Origin of the sequence: Chitinimonas prasina (genome assembly GCF_030160395.1) — a bacterium.
GTDB classification, from domain to species: Bacteria; Pseudomonadota; Gammaproteobacteria; order Burkholderiales; family Chitinimonadaceae; genus Chitinimonas; species Chitinimonas prasina.
Map to the genome: position 1 here is coordinate 1 of NZ_BSOG01000002.1, position 16,048 is coordinate 16,048.

General features: G+C 60.0%; 20 protein-coding genes. 8 read left to right on the forward strand and 12 right to left on the reverse strand.

Going from position 1 to position 16,048, the window contains the following annotated elements:
• Window positions 1–267: 267 nt before the first annotated feature.
• The 6 genes from QQK16_RS07345 to QQK16_RS07370 all read right to left on the reverse strand — a co-directional run bounded on the left by QQK16_RS07345 (window position 268) and on the right by QQK16_RS07370 (window position 5,150).
• Window positions 268–438 carry a hypothetical protein gene (locus tag QQK16_RS07345; protein WP_284195797.1) on the reverse strand — a complete coding sequence of 57 codons (171 nt, stop codon included), beginning with the start codon at window positions 436–438 and terminating at the stop codon, window positions 268–270.
• 392 nt (window positions 439–830) lie between these two features.
• On the reverse strand, window positions 831–2,126 hold the full coding sequence (locus QQK16_RS07350; RefSeq protein ID WP_284195798.1) for a protein kinase domain-containing protein: 1,296 nt from the start codon (window positions 2,124–2,126) through the stop codon (window positions 831–833).
• A gap of 61 nt (window positions 2,127–2,187) precedes the next feature.
• Window positions 2,188–2,844 carry an alpha/beta fold hydrolase gene (locus QQK16_RS07355; RefSeq protein ID WP_284195799.1) on the reverse strand — a complete coding sequence of 219 codons (657 nt, stop codon included), beginning with the start codon at window positions 2,842–2,844 and terminating at the stop codon, window positions 2,188–2,190.
• A 41-nt stretch (window positions 2,845–2,885) separates the two neighbouring features.
• A complete protein-coding gene (gene ubiA / locus QQK16_RS07360; RefSeq protein WP_284195800.1) occupies window positions 2,886–3,779 on the reverse strand; it encodes a 4-hydroxybenzoate octaprenyltransferase in 894 nt (297 codons plus the stop codon).
• Window positions 3,776–4,309 (reverse strand): chorismate--pyruvate lyase family protein, encoded by a 534-nt coding sequence (locus QQK16_RS07365; RefSeq protein ID WP_284195801.1) that lies wholly within the window; start codon window positions 4,307–4,309, stop codon window positions 3,776–3,778. The genes ubiA and QQK16_RS07365 overlap by 4 nt, the downstream gene beginning before the upstream one ends.
• A 112-nt stretch (window positions 4,310–4,421) precedes the next feature.
• Entirely contained in the window at window positions 4,422–5,150 is a 729-nt protein-coding gene (locus tag QQK16_RS07370; protein ID WP_284195802.1) for a substrate-binding periplasmic protein, read from the reverse strand.
• A 68-nt stretch (window positions 5,151–5,218) separates the two neighbouring features.
• Here QQK16_RS07370 and QQK16_RS07375 point away from each other — a divergent pair, with 68 nt between their 5' ends.
• The 4 genes from QQK16_RS07375 (at window position 5,219) to QQK16_RS07390 (ending at window position 8,108) form a co-directional block, all read left to right on the forward strand.
• The gene (locus tag QQK16_RS07375) at window positions 5,219–6,055 is read left to right on the forward strand and encodes an AraC family transcriptional regulator (RefSeq protein WP_284195803.1); all 837 of its coding nucleotides are present in this window, start codon (window positions 5,219–5,221) and stop codon (window positions 6,053–6,055) included.
• Window positions 6,056–6,127: 72 nt separating this feature from the next.
• Window positions 6,128–6,853: an AzlC family ABC transporter permease gene (locus QQK16_RS07380; RefSeq protein WP_284195804.1), complete on the forward strand. Its 726-nt coding sequence runs from the start codon at window positions 6,128–6,130 to the stop codon at window positions 6,851–6,853.
• Complete coding sequence (locus tag QQK16_RS07385; protein ID WP_284195805.1) at window positions 6,850–7,176, forward strand: AzlD domain-containing protein; 327 nt, start codon at window positions 6,850–6,852, stop codon at window positions 7,174–7,176. Before QQK16_RS07380 ends, QQK16_RS07385 begins: the two co-directional genes overlap by 4 nt.
• Window positions 7,177–7,193: 17 nt before the next feature.
• Window positions 7,194–8,108, forward strand: coding sequence for an endonuclease/exonuclease/phosphatase family protein (locus tag QQK16_RS07390; RefSeq protein WP_284195806.1), 915 nt, complete (start codon window positions 7,194–7,196; stop codon window positions 8,106–8,108).
• A 13-nt stretch (window positions 8,109–8,121) separates the two neighbouring features.
• Here QQK16_RS07390 and QQK16_RS07395 read toward each other — a convergent pair whose 3' ends face one another.
• The 5 genes from QQK16_RS07395 to katG form a co-directional block, all read right to left on the reverse strand.
• On the reverse strand, window positions 8,122–8,574 hold the full coding sequence (locus tag QQK16_RS07395; RefSeq protein ID WP_284195807.1) for an acyl-CoA thioesterase: 453 nt from the start codon (window positions 8,572–8,574) through the stop codon (window positions 8,122–8,124).
• A 397-nt stretch (window positions 8,575–8,971) separates the two neighbouring features.
• Complete coding sequence (locus QQK16_RS07400) at window positions 8,972–9,313, reverse strand: DUF6488 family protein (protein ID WP_284195808.1); 342 nt, start codon at window positions 9,311–9,313, stop codon at window positions 8,972–8,974.
• Between the two features lie 59 nt (window positions 9,314–9,372).
• Window positions 9,373–9,987, reverse strand: a complete 615-nt coding sequence (locus QQK16_RS07405) for a hypothetical protein (protein WP_284195809.1) — start codon at window positions 9,985–9,987, stop codon at window positions 9,373–9,375.
• A 4-nt stretch (window positions 9,988–9,991) separates the two neighbouring features.
• On the reverse strand, window positions 9,992–10,807 hold the full coding sequence (locus tag QQK16_RS07410) for a HupE/UreJ family protein (RefSeq protein WP_284195810.1): 816 nt from the start codon (window positions 10,805–10,807) through the stop codon (window positions 9,992–9,994).
• Window positions 10,808–11,001: 194 nt separating this feature from the next.
• On the reverse strand, window positions 11,002–13,203 hold the full coding sequence (gene katG, locus QQK16_RS07415) for a catalase/peroxidase HPI (RefSeq protein WP_284195811.1): 2,202 nt from the start codon (window positions 13,201–13,203) through the stop codon (window positions 11,002–11,004).
• A gap of 385 nt (window positions 13,204–13,588) precedes the next feature.
• Between katG and QQK16_RS07420 the strand changes: the two genes are divergently transcribed.
• From QQK16_RS07420 to QQK16_RS07435, 4 genes are all read left to right on the forward strand, one after another.
• Entirely contained in the window at window positions 13,589–13,897 is a 309-nt protein-coding gene (locus QQK16_RS07420) for a PadR family transcriptional regulator (protein ID WP_284195812.1), read from the forward strand.
• Window positions 13,894–14,493, forward strand: coding sequence for a DUF1700 domain-containing protein (locus QQK16_RS07425; RefSeq protein ID WP_284195813.1), 600 nt, complete (start codon window positions 13,894–13,896; stop codon window positions 14,491–14,493). Before QQK16_RS07420 ends, QQK16_RS07425 begins: the two co-directional genes overlap by 4 nt.
• A gap of 234 nt (window positions 14,494–14,727) precedes the next feature.
• Window positions 14,728–14,925 (forward strand): hypothetical protein, encoded by a 198-nt coding sequence (locus QQK16_RS07430; RefSeq protein ID WP_284195814.1) that lies wholly within the window; start codon window positions 14,728–14,730, stop codon window positions 14,923–14,925.
• Between the two features lie 10 nt (window positions 14,926–14,935).
• Entirely contained in the window at window positions 14,936–15,181 is a 246-nt protein-coding gene (locus tag QQK16_RS07435) for a hypothetical protein (protein WP_284195815.1), read from the forward strand.
• A gap of 26 nt (window positions 15,182–15,207) precedes the next feature.
• Here the strand turns inward: QQK16_RS07435 and QQK16_RS07440 are convergent, their stop codons facing one another.
• Entirely contained in the window at window positions 15,208–15,966 is a 759-nt protein-coding gene (locus QQK16_RS07440) for a substrate-binding periplasmic protein (protein WP_284195816.1), read from the reverse strand.
• Window positions 15,967–16,048 lie beyond the last annotated feature (82 nt).

The following is a 16,048-nucleotide window of genomic DNA, read 5'->3' on the forward strand; positions in this document are numbered from 1 at the left end:
GATCTGTCCGAGTGCTTCGTGGCCGTCCAGGCGGCGGAAGATGAGGGCTTCGGGGCCGAGCGGGGTGGTGAGGCGGACATTGCGATGATCGAACATGACTTATCCCGGTGCGTCTTTAGGGGTGATTGGCTGGTTAGCCGATGGCGCGGGTGTAGGCTAGACCCGGCCAGCAGGGCCGAGTTGGCGGTGCGCTAATGCATCGACATCCAGGTATCTACTATGTGGATGAAAAGACCCAACCTGCCATAGCGACAGGCGTCAGCATGATCAACCGTCTTCTTGCTGACCCAGCAAGGCATTCAGCGTATGGCAGTGGGCGAGGGGGCGATCAGCCAGCCAGAACCGGCCGATTTTGGCGGCGGGCACCTGCGGTCCCAGGTCGCGCGGGCATTCGGCGCCCGCTAAGACGCGCCATCGGGCGCATTGATGGTCGAACATGCATTCCTCCCTACCTATTGCCACTTGTTGCGGCTTTTGAGCCGCTAACAAAACCCTTCTGGCGTTGTTGTGCGAGCTTTCCGTACCCACATACTGTCCGCTGCGCGCGCCTGCTCTCGCACGCCTAGCCAGAACCGCTACGCTGGGTTTTGATAGCCGCTCTTATTGTCAGTACCACTAGCAATACCTTGCAGGGTCTGCTGCATGCAGTGCATGCCTAATGACATATGGGTAAAATTTTATCGCATCCCGCCTACCCGTGGGCGATAGTCTGATGTGAATTAGTTACTTGTGCTGGTGGTCTTGCTACCCCTATCCCGGTAGGGATGAAACCAGCAGTAGCGGGACAGGCGGCTTAACTGATGCCCTGCGTCAGCGCATCTTCGATGCGGCTAGAGATCTGAATCATATTCGGCCAACTGCTGGTTGGTAGCGATCAGCCGTTTGACCAGCAGGGCGATGAAGGCCTTGTCAAAGCGTATCTGTAGCTCGTCCGACGCCTGCTTGAGTGATTCGCTGCGTATCTTGAGCACCACGATGTCGCTTTCGGCTGTGACGGTGGCGGTGCGTACCTTGTTCTCAGGTTGCAGATAGACCATCTCGCCTATGCTTACGCCGGCTTCCAGCGACGATAGCGACCAACCCTTGCGGCTGACTGATACCCGGCCCTGTACCAGCAGGTAGAAGGAGTCGCCAGGCGACCCTTCGCGCATCAGCACCGTGCCACGCGGCAAGCAGTGCCATTGGCCCATTCTCAGGGTTTCCCATAGCGCGACATCGGTGAAATCACGCAGAAAAGGCAAGGCGCGCAGGCGCTCGAAGCGTTCACCGTCTGCAGTCTGGCGGGGTTTCTTGGGCAGTGCCTGGCTGATAGCGACCAGGGCGCTGGCGAAGTCGCCCCAGTTGGCATACCGCTCCTGAGGTTGCTTGGCCAGTGCCTTGTCGACGACAGCAGCTAGGTCAGCAGGTAGTTCTGGCCGTATGACGGTCAGCGACAGCGGTGCTTCATTGCCGATCTTGAAGATGGTGGCATAGTCGCTATCGCCCTCAAATGGACGCCGGCCGGCCAGGAGTTCGAACAGCACCACGCCCAGCGAGAACATGTCGGACTGGTGGGTCAGCGAGGCTTCGCGTATCTGCTCCGGCGACATATAGGCGGGCGAGCCCACCAGGCCCGATAGCTGGGTGCGGTCTGCACTGGTCACCATGGCGGTGCCAAAGTCGGTCAGCTTGATTTCGCCTTCGCGGCTGCGCAGCAGGTTGGCTGGTTTGATATCGCGATGCACCAGGCCCAGGCGCTGGGCGTATTCCAGCGCGTGACAGCACTTGTAGGCGATATCGAGCACTTCGGCCAGGGGCAGCAGATTGTCGGGGGTGGTAAAGGCTTCCAGCGATTCGCCGTCAACGTATTCCAGCACCAGATAGGGTGGGTCTGCTGCTTCGTCGGCATCGAGCAAGGCAACAATGTGCGGGTGGCGTAACTGGCCCGCCAGGGTGGCCTCGTTGTGCAGCAGTCGGCGGTAGCGTGTGGCCTGGCGCGCATCCGACAGCAGGTGTGCGTGGGTCTGCTTGATGGCAACCCGGCGGCTGCCAAAGCTGTCGTAACCGAGGTAGACCGTGCCGGTGGCGCCTCGGCCCAGTTCACGTTCTATGCGGTACTTGCCTATGCTGGCGGGAATGGCGTTCATGGTTTCATTTTACAGCCACTCCAGCCAGGTTTTGCTTTTGTATGCGCCCCTGCAGTTCAACTCAATCAGCTGGTTGAGATGCCATACTGCGGGCAAATGTGCTGATCAGCCTGGCGGACTCGCTGGGTAGGGTTTGCAGGACAAAATGTGGCGCCGCAAGCGTGGCTAGCTGGCAGTGCGGCGCCTGCCGCTTGATGGCTGAGTAGGCGCCAGCTCTAACCAGCCTGTCATCTGCCGCTTGCAGGTAGAGCATGGGTAGCTTGCATGCCCGCAGGGCAGGGCGAGCGTCCACTCGCAGCACGGCGGCTATTCTGCTTCGGAGGGTTGCACCGCTGATCTGCTGCGTGGCGGCCAGCACGGCATCCAGGCAACTGGCCGTGGCATATCGGCCCAACACATAGCGGCATGCCAACATTTGAAGCCGACGGTTGTGGAGGAGGCCAGGTACCAGCGTGCTGATGGCCGGTGGGAGGGGTATAGGGCTATGGGCGAAGGTGGCGCACAGTATCAGGCCCATCAAGCCGCTAGGCTGGCGGGCGGCAATCTGTATGGCGATGGGGCCGGAAAAGGATTCGCCCAGCAGCAGATAAGGCGTTTCGGTGGGTAGTTGGGCGACTACCCAGGCTGCAAGCTCTGTGTAGTCCAAGGGCTGATCGGGATAGCGGATGACCTGCGTGGTGAGTTCGCCCCCCAGGGCGGCCAGCAGGGGGGCGAACAAGGTCCCCGTGCCGTCCATGCCGGGGAGAAGGACCAGTCGCTCTACCAAGGCTTCCAGGCTGCGGTAGCCGACCAGTAGTCGAGCGCAATGCCGGCAAAGACAGCCATGCCTACCCAGTTGTTGTCCAGGAAGGCCTGGAAACACTTGGCGCGGTCACGGCCGCGTATCTGGCGATATTGCAGGGCGATCAACAATGCCGCCACCCCCAGGCCCAGGTACCAGAATGTGGTGCGCTGCAGTAGCAAGCCTATGCCGACCATGCTGAGCAGGAACAGTGCATGGCAGACCATGACGGCTTCGGCATCAAAGCGGCCAAAGGTGATGGCGCTGGTCTTGATGCCGATCTTCAGGTCGTCGGGCTTGTCGACCATGGCGTACTCGGTATCGTAAGCCACCACCCAGAACAGGTTGGCGGCGACCAGGCACCAGGCGATATAGGGCACGGTGCCATGCACGGCCGCAAAGGCCATCGGTATGCCAAAGCTGAATGCCAGCCCCAGGTAGGCCTGGGGGATGGGGAGAAAGCGCTTGGTGTAGGGGTAGCTGGCCGCGAGGATGACGGCGGGTATGGACATCCACAGGGTCAGGCGGTTGAGTGGCAATACCAGCAGAAAGGCGGCCAGGGCCAGTACCGCAGCCAGGATCAGGGCCTCTTTGGTCGATACCCGTCCGGCGGCGAGTGGACGCTCGCGGGTACGGTCTACGTGGCCATCGAAATCCTTGTCGGCGTAGTCGTTGATGACGCAGCCGGCAGAGCGCATCAGCAAGGTGCCCAGGGCGAAGATCCACAGTATCACCGGATTGGGCATGCCCTCGCTGGCCACCCACAGGCCCCACAAAGTGGGCCAGAGCAGCAGCAGAATGCCGATGGGCTTGTCCAGCCGCATCAACTTCTCGTATTGGTTCAGGCGTTGCTTGAAGTGGGTCCAGGTCATGGCGTAACAGCAGGTAGAAAGACTTCGGTGACAAGTATGCGCGCCTGGCCCAGCTCAAAGCGAGAGCGGCGTGCCCATAGGCGTGCCGGCAGGGGGCCGACTTCGGTCTCGGCGCGGCGGTAGAGTGCATGGCGTTTGTCCAGCCCTCGGTAAGCCAGCGCACTGCGCCTGACTTTGGGGTTGGCGAACAGGGTCGCTCCCAGGGGCTTGGTGCCTTGGCGGCGTAGGCGCTGATAGCCATGGAACAAGGCACTGCGGGGCATGACCGAGTGTGCGAACACCAGGGGAGTATTGCCACTCATGAGCAGCACTTCCCGCACGATGGCCAGTTGCGAGCGCTTGAGCCCCAGTGCACGCAGCTCGTCGCGATTGGGCCTGGCCCAATGCTGGCGCAGCAGCTTGACCTTGAAGCCGGGAAACCGGGCAATCAATCGGGCGGTAAGTGAGCCGGGGTGTGTTAGCCAGCGGCGCAGCGCGCGTGGCGCACGGCTGGCGGGATGCTCCCAGCGGTGACTGGCGATATGCGACATGACGGTAGCAAGGCGGCGAAAGCGGCGATTATGCCAGACACGGCTTGCCAGCGCGGTGTTGATGGGCCACCAGAGAATGAAACAGCATGTCGCCCGAATGTGGCGGGGCGTGCTAGCGCCAGCGCGCCTCTATGCGTGCATACTCGCCTGTTTGATGCAGTTTCTCCAGGCCTTCGTCAAACAGCCTGATGTAGCGCTCAACCCCTGTCTTCTTCGGGGCGAAGGAGACATAGATGTCCGGCTCTATCAGGGTGCCTACCGACTTGTAGCGGCCTTTGAGGGACGGCTGGGTACGGCCTATGTGGTTGGCTATCCGGTCATAGACCAAGGCGTAATCCACCCGACGTGCGACGAGTTTGCGCAGGGCGAACAGGTCGGAATTGCCGATATCGCGGTGCATGGCCGTATCGCTATCAAAGGGTGTACCGTAGTCGTAGCCATTGGTAACGGCAATCAGGCGGCCACGCAGGTCTGGCAAGCGGATGACCTTGTCGGGATGGTCTGTGCGGGCATAGATGTCGATGCGGCCTTTGAACAGCGGCTGTTTGTGCCAGCGGTAGCGTTTCTCCAGCAGGCTGTTGCGCAGGGTATCGAAACAGCCATCCAGCAGGTTTTGCTCGGTCAGCTTCATGCATCGTGCATAGGGGAGCGAGACCAGCTCGACATCCACGCCCACCTGCTTGTAGGCAGCGCGTACTAGGTCGGCAGCGAACCCCACCGGTTTGCCCTGCAAGGTGCCTGAATAGGGGTACCAGTCATCTTCCGCGCCGATACGTACTGTTTCTGCCGCCAGGCAAGGGAGGAGAGTAATCAGCAGAGCAAGTGCAAAGAGTCGTACCATGACTGACATGATAGATCGCGCCACATTGTCTATTGTGTGCCGCGCAGAATATTTACATGCTTTGTCTTATGGATGCTAACGACCCAACCGCCGAATACGTCCGCTTTCATCGCCCCGCCCAGTTCGATGGGCTGGAACTGCTGACCGCGCACTATTTTGATCACAGCTTTGCGCCGCACGTGCACGAGGGCTATTGCATTGCCTTGATCGAACAGGGCGCAGAGCGCTTTCGCTGCCGGGGGACGGAGCATTGTGCCGGCGTGGGTACGCTGGCTATCGTCAACCCGGACGAAGTCCACACCGGGCGGCGGGCGGGCGAGGAGGGCTGGAGCTACAAGGTGTTCTACCCCGACCCCGACCTGATACGTCGCTTATGCATCGACATGGGAAACTGGCAGGGCGGAACGCCATTCTTCCCTGAGGCGGTGGTGGATGATGCCAGCCTGGTCATGCCCATGCGCCAGTTGCACCAGGCCCTGACTGGCCCGGCCAGCCAGTTGGAGCGGGAAGTCCGCTGGCACGAGGCCATGGGCTCGCTGCTGCGGCGGCATGCCAGAGGGCTGTCGCAACCCTTGGGTGGATATGGCGAGCGCGCAGCGGTGCGCCGGGTACAGGCGCTGTTACGGGAGCGGCATGCCGAGAATCCTGGCCTGCAGGAATTGGCCGATGCCGTGGGCTTGAGTCCCTGGCATTTGAATCGCGTGTTCCGGCAACAAGTGGGCTTGCCGCCCCACGCCTACCAGACCCAGATCAGGCTGGCCCGAGCCAAGACCTTGCTGCGCGGTGGACAGAGTCTCAGCGATATCTCGCAAGCGCTGGGTTATGCCGACCAGCCGCACTTTGGCCGTCAGTTCAAGCGGGCGTTTGGTGTGACCCCGGGGCAGTATCGGCAAGCGTTAGTCTGATGGGCATTGCGCAAGAATGTTCAATACGGCGCGAAACGGCCCACGTATCTTGCTTGTCAGGAGGTTTTATCCATGACAACAACGTATCACCCCACTCGCCATGGCGAGTTGCTGCAGGGCGCTCGTGACTCGCTGCCCATGCTGGCAGGCGCAGCGCCCTTCGGCATCATCTTTGGCACCCTGGCCGGCCCCAGCGGCCTATCGTTGCTGGGGGCCATGGGCATGTCGCTGTTCGTGTTTGCAGGCTCATCGCAGTTTATTGCCCTGACCTTGCTCTCGGGCGGGGCGGGCCTGGCGGTCATAGTATTCACCACCTTTGTGGTCAACCTGCGGCATGCGCTGTATTCCGCTACCCTGCTGCCCCATGTGGCGGCATTGGGGCAGCGCTGGCGCATACCCCTGGCTTTCTGGCTGACGGATGAAACGTTCGCCGTGGTGCAGCATCGCTATGGCGCGGCGGATGCCTCCCCGCTCAAGCATTGGTATCACTTGGGCTCCAGCCTGGCCATGTATGGCAATTGGATAGTCTGGACCTTGGTAGGCGTGCTGCTGGGTAGATCGTTCGAGGGATTGGACAAGCTGGGGCTGGAGTTTGCGATGGTGGCCACCTTTACCGGCATCGTGGTTTCGCTGCTCAAGACCCGGCCCATGGTGGCGGCGGCCATTGCGGCTGGCGCAGTGGCCCTGCTGGCCAGGGATATGCCCTATAAGCTGGGCCTGTTGCTGGCGGCATTGGCAGGTGTGGTCGTGGGCGTCCTGCTGGAAGGCCGCAACGCCACCGAGGAGGGACAGGCATGAGTCAATACGAACTAGCGGTGATACTGGGCATGACGGCGGTGACGTTCCTGATCCGCTACTCCTTCTTTGCCCTGGGCGACAAAGTGCAGTTCCCGCCATTGGTCAAGCGCGCCTTACGTTACGTGCCGGTGGCTGTACTGACGGCGATCGTGGTTCCCATGGTGTTGTTGCCCGATGGTCGGCAGTGGCAGCTGGATTGGCGCAATGCCTGGTTGCTGGGCGCATTGGTGAGCGCCTTTATCGCCTGGCGGTTCAATCATTTACTGGCCGCAATGGGCGGCGGCATGGCGGTGTTCTTTCTGTGGCGATGGTTGCTGGCATAAGCCCGCTGCGGGCTGGCATGCGCCGTTTGGCGCTGATCGGGGGGATTGCAGCACTGCTGCCTTTGCTGGCCTATGGGCTGGGTAGCCTGGATTGGCGCTTGGAACTGTTCAGCCACTTTCTGCCACACGCTAGCGTGCTGCTGGCGGTAGTGGCATGGGTGGTGGGCAAGGGCAGGGCCAGGCAAGGGTTTGCTCTGGCTGGCTGCCTGGGCCTTATGGCGACCATACAGCCGCTTCTGCCCTCCTCGGCCAAGCCGGCAGGGCAGGGCGGGGCCATCAGGCTGCTGAGCTACAACGTGTATCTGCATAATCCAGATATGGTGGATGTGCAGATGCAGATAGCGCGGCACGACCCCGATCTCATCTTGCTGATCGAACTCACCCCGGTGCAATGGCAGCAATTGCATGCCCTCCGCAAGCGCTATCCCCACGGTTGTGCCCATCCACAAGATGACCCGTTTGGCATGGCGGTGTTGTCGCGCTTGCCCTTGCGCAGCTGCGTGGTGGAAGGCGAAGACCTGGGTTTGCCGGTGATCGTGGCCAGGCTGGAGCGGGGGCCCTATCTGGTGGGGCTGCATGCGCCACCGCCGCTGAGCCCCTTGTTGGCCAGCCAGCGCCAGGCCATGCTGGGACATTGGTCGCGGCGCTTGGCCGATCAGCCCGATGCCTTGCTGATGGGCGACCTGAACCTGACGCCCTGGTCACCGATCTATCGCCAGTTGCTGAGCAACTCGGGGCTGCGTGATGCCCGAGCCGGGCAGGGTATGCTGGCCAGCTGGCCGGCCGGCCTGGGGGTGTTGGGCCTGCCGTTGGATCAGGCCTTGGTTGGCCGTGCCTGGGCGGTTGCCGACCTGCAAGTGGGGAGTGCTGGTATGTCTGATCACCGTCCCTTGATATTGACGGTGGCGCCGCGGGCGCAGGACGCGCCCTGACGCCCGATCGGACTCAGGTAGGTTGCTTGAGCGGAATCTCGGCGAAATCCTCGGTATGGGCCAGTTGGCTAAAGATGGTGTGCAGGTCTGCAGGCGGCGGCATCAGCTTGCGCGCTTTCAGGTCCAGCCAGGCGCCGCTGACTTCGTGCCGGGCTGCCAGCTTACCATCGGCCTTATAGAGGTCGTGTCGTATGGCAAAGCGACTGCTGTCCTGGCTCAGCCCGGCGATGCGTACCTCTACGGTCAATCGCTCGCTCATCTTCACTTCCTTCAGATACTCGGTCCATTCCTTGAATATGACCGGGCCGAAGGCATGCTGCTGAAACTGCTCAAAGCCGAAACCGTGCAGTTTCAGCCACTCGATACGGGCGTGGGTGCAGAAGTCGGCATAGGCGCTGTGGCGCACATGCTGGTTGGCATCGCAATCAGACCAGCGCACTTCAACAGTGTGGCGGAAGGTTTCCATGGGTGCATCTCTCGATAGGCTTGATGATGCGATGCTAGTTGGCTCAGAAAATTCAAGCAACTGCTTGCTTGAATTATATTCGTGGGCTTGGAGCCGCTAACAAGACCCAGCGAAGCGGTTCTGGCTAGGCGTGCAAACGATGGCGCACGCAGCGGGTAGTGCATGGGTACGGCAAGTTTGCACAACAACGCCAGAAGGGATTTGTTTGCGGCTCATAGTTGCCTGCCGCAGAGGCGGTTGGCTTGATATGCGGCCCATGGTAGCGATGCATCAGACAAGCAAATCTGGCTGTGGCGCGACTGTTGTAGCTCGCTAAACCCGCGTAGCAAAGCTGGCTGAGCGAGCTAGAGCACGGCTAGTCCGCTCAGCGAGGCCACACGGGTATTGTCAGCGATGCTTACAGGGTGCCGGTGTGGTTGGCACCCAGATAGTTACCCACATCATCAAGGAAGATATAGAGGGTGCGCTTGGCGGTATCGCTCTCTGCTGGGTTCTGGTAGCTGACTACCCATACCGGGCCATTGGGGGTGTCGCGGCTGCTGATCTCCTTGGCCGAGGTCATCTTCCAGGACAGTTGGAGCTTCTTGCTGTCCACCAGCATTTCGATCACCTTGTTGCCGCGTGCCGATGCACCATCCTTGCTGATGGGTTCCTCATCGCCGTGATTGCCATGCGCGTGGGCGGCCAGGGTGGACAGGGCAAGCAGGGTGCCGATCAGGGTTTGTTTCCAGAGTTTCATTGTGGTCCTCGTATCAAGGAAGTGAGATAGCGCCTGCCATCTCCGTGGGTGGTGCCTTCTCAGGGGCGATAGAGCTTCTTGTAATAACCGCTGGTCTGTACGGTGATGGTGACGGGCTTATCGCCACGATTGCGCCAATACCAGCCGTGGCTACCGTCGAAAGGGGCGACAAAGGCACCATGGCCTTCGGCTTTGTTACGGTCTTTCCAGTAGCTGCTGAACTCTTCGGGGCTGGCGTTGGGTTTTTCGCCATGCATGTCGAAATTGACCAGGCCCCCATTGGTTTTCCAGCTGAACACGAAACGCTCGCCCGCTTGCATGCCTGCCTTAATCTCCGCACCTTCATCCGGTTGTAGCGTTAGTGTCAGGGTATCGCTACGGAAAGGCGTAGTTGACCGCCACGTGGCCGTCAATGGGGAGCTATCCAGGCTGAAGTTGGGGTCCAGCCCGGTTGCTGCCGGTGCCGTTTGGGAGGCGGGGTTGATGTCCGGCTTGGCGCTCAGTGCAGTCAGACCTAAGCGCTTGCCCAGGCCGGTGGGGTCGATACCGTACTCAGCGGGTAGTACCACCGTTGTCAGCAAGACAGCGGCAACGCTGAACGCAAGGCCAGTGGCCTTCAGCAGTTGGGAGGTGGTGGGCAGGCGGGTCTGATCGGGGTGCTGGTGGTTATTCATGGCATCAGTTTATGGCAGGTGTGAAATAGCCGGCCATCTGGTAGCCGATCAGCACAAAGCCCGCGACCATCAGGGCACTATTGGCAACCAGTACGTGGCGGGGAAAGGATGCCATCTTGCGCCAGAAGCTCATGGCAATAAGGATGGCACTGAGTGCCAGTAGCTGGCCTATTTCAACACCGACATTGAAGGCCAGGATATTGGCTACCAGCCCGTCCTGGGCCAGTGTGAATGCCTGTAGTTTTGTAGCAAGGCCGAAACCGTGAAAGAAGCCGAATATCAGCACTGCAGCCTTGGTGTTGGGCTGGACACCCAGGGTGCGCTGAAAGCCTCCCAGATTGTCGAAAGCTTTGTACACGACAGAGAGGCCGATGATGGCGTCGACGATATAGGCATTTGCATGGGTGTTGCTGAGCACGCCATAGAGCAGGGTAACGCTATGGCCAATAGCGAACAGCGTGACATAGGCTGCAATCTCCTTCATCCGGTACAGGAAGAAGATCACCCCAATCAGGAACAATAAATGGTCGTAGCCGGTGACCATGTGCTTGGCGCCAAGGTAGATGAAGGGCAGCAACTGCATGCCGCTGACGCCTTCTATAAAAGCTTTGTCGTCCTCGGCTACGCCATGGGCAAACGCTCCGGCACCAAGGCCGATGATCAGCAGGACTGCCAAAAGCCTCACCAGCCATCCAAACCCAAGGCTTGGCCGGGCTTGCCATGATGATGCGAGTTGCATGCTTGCGGACTCCTGAATCGCTGTACGGGGAGGGTGACGATACGACAGGAACGGCGTGTCTGGATAGTCGTGCAGGCGCATCCTACCGATGCGAGGTATTGCTTGCAATACAATGGCATAAAGGTAGCTTTAAGGGGCCGCCAGGTACTTTGCCCAGGGGCAGGTTGAGTGCTCTGGCGGTCATCTTACAAGCAGCATAACCAGGCCGGGTCGTAAGCCCGGGCCTGGTCAGGAGACGGTAGCTTGATTGCTTGCTTGCTAGCTGGCCATGGTCATCAGTCAAGGTCGAAGCGATCCAGGTTCATCACCTTGGTCCAGGCTGCCACAAAGTCGCGGACAAACATCTGCTGCGCGTCATCGCTGGCATAGACCTCGGCCAGTGCCCGGAGCTGGGAATTGGAGCCGAAGACAAGATCGACCACCGTGGCGGTCCATTTGGCCTCTCCGGTGACGCGGTCACGCCCTTCCAGCACGCCGGCCTTATTGGCTGACTTTTGCCATTTCGTGCCCATGTCGAGCAAGTTTACGAAGAAGTCATTGGTCAAGGTCTCGGGCCGGTGGGTGAAGACACCGTGTGGGGATTGGGCTGTATTGGCGTTCAGGACGCGCAGGCCACCAATCAGTACGGTCATCTCGGGCGCGGTCAGTGTCAGCAGCTGGGCCTTATCCACCAGCAGTTCTGCCGCGGCGTCTTCAAGTCCTTTGCGGGCATAGTTGCGGAAGCCATCGGCGACTGGCTCCAGCACGGCAAACGATGCCACATCGGTCTGTTCCTGCGAGGCATCCATACGGCCAGGCGAGAATGGCACTTCTATCGCTTGCCCGCCCTTCCTGGCGGCGGCCTCGATAGCGGTACCACCTGCCAGTACGATCAGATCTGCCAGCGAGATTTTCTTGCCGCTGGACTGTGCACTGTTGAATGCCTGCTGGATGGCCCCTAGGCGCTGCAGGATGTTTGTAAGTTCAGCAGGCTGGTTGACTGCCCAGTCCTTTTGCGGCGCAAGCCGCAGGCGGGCACCGTTTGCACCGCCGCGCTTGTCGCTGCCTCGGAAGGTGGCTGCCGCAGACCAGGCAGTATTGACCAATTGCGAGATGGACAGACCTGAGTCGAGTATTCTGGTCTTCAGGGTGGCGATGTCCTGCGCGTCCACCAGCGGGTGATTCAACACCGGGATAGGATCCTGCCATAGCTGGGGCTGACTTGGCACCAAGGAGCCAAGATAGCGAGACAGCGGCCCCATGTCACGGTGCGTCAGCTTGTACCAAGCCTTGGCGAAAGCATCGGCGAATTCCTGTGGATTCGCATGGAAGCGTCGCGAAATCTTTTCGTAGGCTGGGTCCATCCGCAGGGCGAGGTCGGCGGTGGACATCATCGGGGCGTGGCGCCTGGCAGGGTCATGGGCGTCGGGCACTGTGCCGGCAGCAGCGGCATCCTTGGGGGTCCACTGGTGTGCGCCGGCCGGGCTCTTGGTTAATTCCCATTCGTAGCCGAACAGGTTCTCGAAGTAGTTGTTGTCCCACTGGATAGGGTTCTTGGTCCAGGCACCTTCCAGGCCGCTGGTAATGGTGTGGACACCTTTGCCGCTGCCGAAGGTGTTGCTCCAGCCCAGGCCCTGTGCCTCAAGGTCGGCCCCTTCCGGCTCCGGCCCGACATACTGTCCAGGGTCGGCAGCGCCATGGCATTTGCCGAACGTGTGGCCGCCGGCTACCAAGGCGACGGTTTCTTCATCGTCCATGGCCATGCGGGCGAAGGTTTCCCTGATGTCACGTGCGGATGCGACCGGGTCTGGCGTGCCATTCGGCCCTTCAGGATTCACATAGATCAGGCCCATCTGCACGGCGGCGAGGGGATTCTCCAGCTGTCGATCACCGCTGTAGCGCTCATCTGCCAGCCACTTGCCCTCCTGGCCCCAGTAGATATCTTCTTCCGGCTCCCATATGTCTTCGCGGCCGCCGGCAAAGCCAAAGGTCTTGAAGCCCATCGAATCGAGAGCGACGTTGCCGGCCAATATCATGAGGTCGGCCCAAGAGAGCTTGCGGCCATACTTTTGCTTGATCGGCCAGAGCAGCCGCCGTGCCTTGTCGAGGTTGCCATTGTCGGGCCAGCTGTTGAGCGGGGCAAAACGCTGGGCGCCTGCGCCTGCACCGCCACGGCCATCGGCGATGCGGTAGGTGCCGGCGCTGTGCCAGGCCATGCGGATGAAGAATGGCCCATAGTGGCCGTAGTCGGCAGGCCACCAAGCTTGCGAGTCGGTCATCAGGGCATGCAGGTCACGGCATACGGCATCGAGGTCAAGGCTCTTGAAGGCTTCGGCGTAGTTGAATGCCTCGCCCATAGGGTCGGACTTGGTGGAGTGCTGGTGCAGTATCTTCAGGTTCAACTGATTGGGCCACCAGTCTGCATTCGATGGCGCGCCTCTCGCGACCGTGTGTTTGGCAGCACCGGAAGAGAAGGGGCATTTTGCTTCGTTGGACATGGTGGTCTCCTATGATCGTGATGCATGCACTGGGCTAGGTAAGCCAGTTTGTAACCTGGCTTTAAATAGATCAAATCTATTTTAATTATTATGTTGATAGTGTTTACGCTTGACGGCTTGCCGATAGGGCTGCGCGTGGGGGCGGACGGCGAGCATCACTCAGCATAGGCAATGACGCTTGCTACGCAATGTGCTGCTGATGTGGCGTTGACAGCGCAGGCAGCTCCGCAACTGATGACGCTGTAGGTGCGTAAGGATGCCAATCACTACCTTGCATAACATCTGTAGCGTCTTTAACAAGGTATCTTGCAATGAAAGGTACCTTGCGCTACATTGCAGCCATGTATGAACCAAGTGGCGCCTGTGGGTGCAAAGGGGTGGTTTGATGAAGACACAACTGAAGAAAGGCGTGCTGGAAATGTGCGTGCTTGCCGTGCTGGAGCAGCATGACAGCTATGCCTACGAGATTGTCTCGACATTGGCCGACAGTGTGGAGATGAGTGAAGGCACTATTTATCCACTGATGCGGCGTTTGCAGAGCGATGGCCTGGTCAGCACCTATCTGGTGGAGTCTGATGCCGGGCCACCTCGCAAATACTACCGCCTGGAGGTAAAGGGGGCAGAGGTGCTGGGCCAGATGAAGCAGGAGTGGAGCAGCTTTCTGGAAGAAGTGAACAGGATAGTGCAGGGATGATGACCATGAACCGCGAACAGTTTCTGAAAACACTGAAGCAAGAGTTGCGAGCCATGCCCGAACGCGAGCGCAACGAGATCCTGGCCGACTATGAGGAGTATTTCCGTGATGCCCTTGCAGCCGGTAGGACGGAGGAGGATGTCGCGCGTTCTTTGGGGGCACCGCGGCAGCTGGCGAGGGAGCTACGCGCCGAGGCTAGCATCAAGGGCTGGGAAGAGAAGCGTTCTTTGGGCAACTTTGCCCGGCTGTTCCTTTCTGTTGCCGGCCTGGGTCTCGTTAACCTGATGCTGCTGCTGCCCCTGCTGATCCTGGTGACGATACTGCTGTCGTTCTTTGTGGCTGCCTTCGCGTTGATCGCAGCAGGAGCGGGCTTGGTGCTGGCCAGTATTCCCGGTATGGGACTGGCGGGTTTCATTACCGTCGATGTCGCGGGGGTGGAGCTGGTAGAACCGCTGGCTGTTGCCCTGGCTGGGGTAGGGGTGTTCTGTTCGGGCCTGGTGTGGTTTCTGTTTGACGCCTGGGTAACCAAATGGGTGGCTGTGGGCTTGGTGAAATATGCTCGGCTCAACTTCCGCCTGCTACGCGGTGAAGCCTGACTATCTACGAGGAGCGGCGACCATGTTCGGACTATTTGGTTTGGCAAGATCGGCTAGCGCAAGCGGCTGTGGGACGGGTCATTCATCGCCTATCGCTGCGGCTGAGGCGGCGAAAGCGGCGTTTGATCGCATTTGCGTCGCCGTGGACGTTGGGCTGCGTCAGGATGCAGGCCATACAAGACCCTCGATAAGTCGTGAACAGCCGCATCCACTTGAGCGCGAAGGAGTAGCCGCATGAAACCGTATGAAGGAAGCCACCTTGATGACCTGCTTGAGTCCGCCCTGATACTGAGTGCAGGCTTTTTCATGTGTCTGACCTTGGTGATGGACTTCGGTATGGGCGGCAAGGCTGGGCAGGCGGAAGCACAGCGCGCTGATCAGCTGGCTGCTTCAGGCTGGGTGGCTGCCGGACAAAGATCGGGCAAGGCTTGAGGTGCGTGCCATGCCTGATGGAGAGTTGAGAAGCGCATTGCAATTAGGTGCTGCCACCCTGCTGGGTAGTGGCTTGGTGCTGGGCGTAACGGCCATGCTGGTGAACATGGTGCCGCAGGCGCAGGCTCACCAGGGTGAGCCACATGGTGTACCCGTATTGAGCAAGCCTGCGATGAGAGATGCTGCTGCAGCACGTTTCAGGCAAGCTGAAGGGTCTTCGCTGGATGGACCTGTGGCCAGGACCGCAGCAACCTGATATCCGCTTGATTGCGGGGCGCAGGGTTACTGCATGTTATGTTGCTCATTCTGCCACTGATCGCGTATCGCCTTATAGCGACCACTCTGCCGTATCAGTGCCATGCCTTGATTGAACTGCTGCATGGCGGCATATGCATCCGGGTGGCTCTTGGAGAATACTGTGTAGACGCCTGATTCTGCGACCTGGCCGACGATCTTGAACTTGCCGAAGAACTCGTTGGGGCGGCGATTGATCAGGGCCTTGGTGTTCCATTCCATGGCGACCGTGTATTGCACCCGCCCCGCAATCAGCATGCGGAAATTGTTCTCGTCGCGGGGGGTGAAGATACGCTTGATTTTCTGATTGGTATCAAACTCGGGGCCGTATTCGTAGCCGTTGGTGACGGCGACCTCCTTGCCCTCGAGATCGTGTGGCCGCAGGCCGTGTTCTGTGCTGTTGGCCCGGGCATATATCTGGTATTGCACCGTGAACATGGGTTGCTCATGCCATAGGTAGTCCTGCTCTATGCCGGGATGGCGCAAGGTATTGAAGCAGCCTATCAATGCACCTGCCTTGGTGAGTGCCATGCAGCGCGCATAGGGCATGACCTTGTATTCCACCTTGACCCCTGCCGCCTTGAAGGCCTCTCGCACCAGATCGACCGTCAGGCCTTTGAGCTGTCCGTTGACGAGACCCGATTGCGGGTACCAGTCGTCTTCTGCGCCTATGGTGATGGTGCTGCCCGCCTTGGCAGGGAGGCAGAGGCAGATGACGGTGAGTGATAGCCAGCAAAGTCTTTTCATGCCTAATCCCCATGGCGATTATATTTAATATAGCAACCCGACGCGGTGCCTGCCTGGAGTGAGCGTAACGCGGCATGCGTGT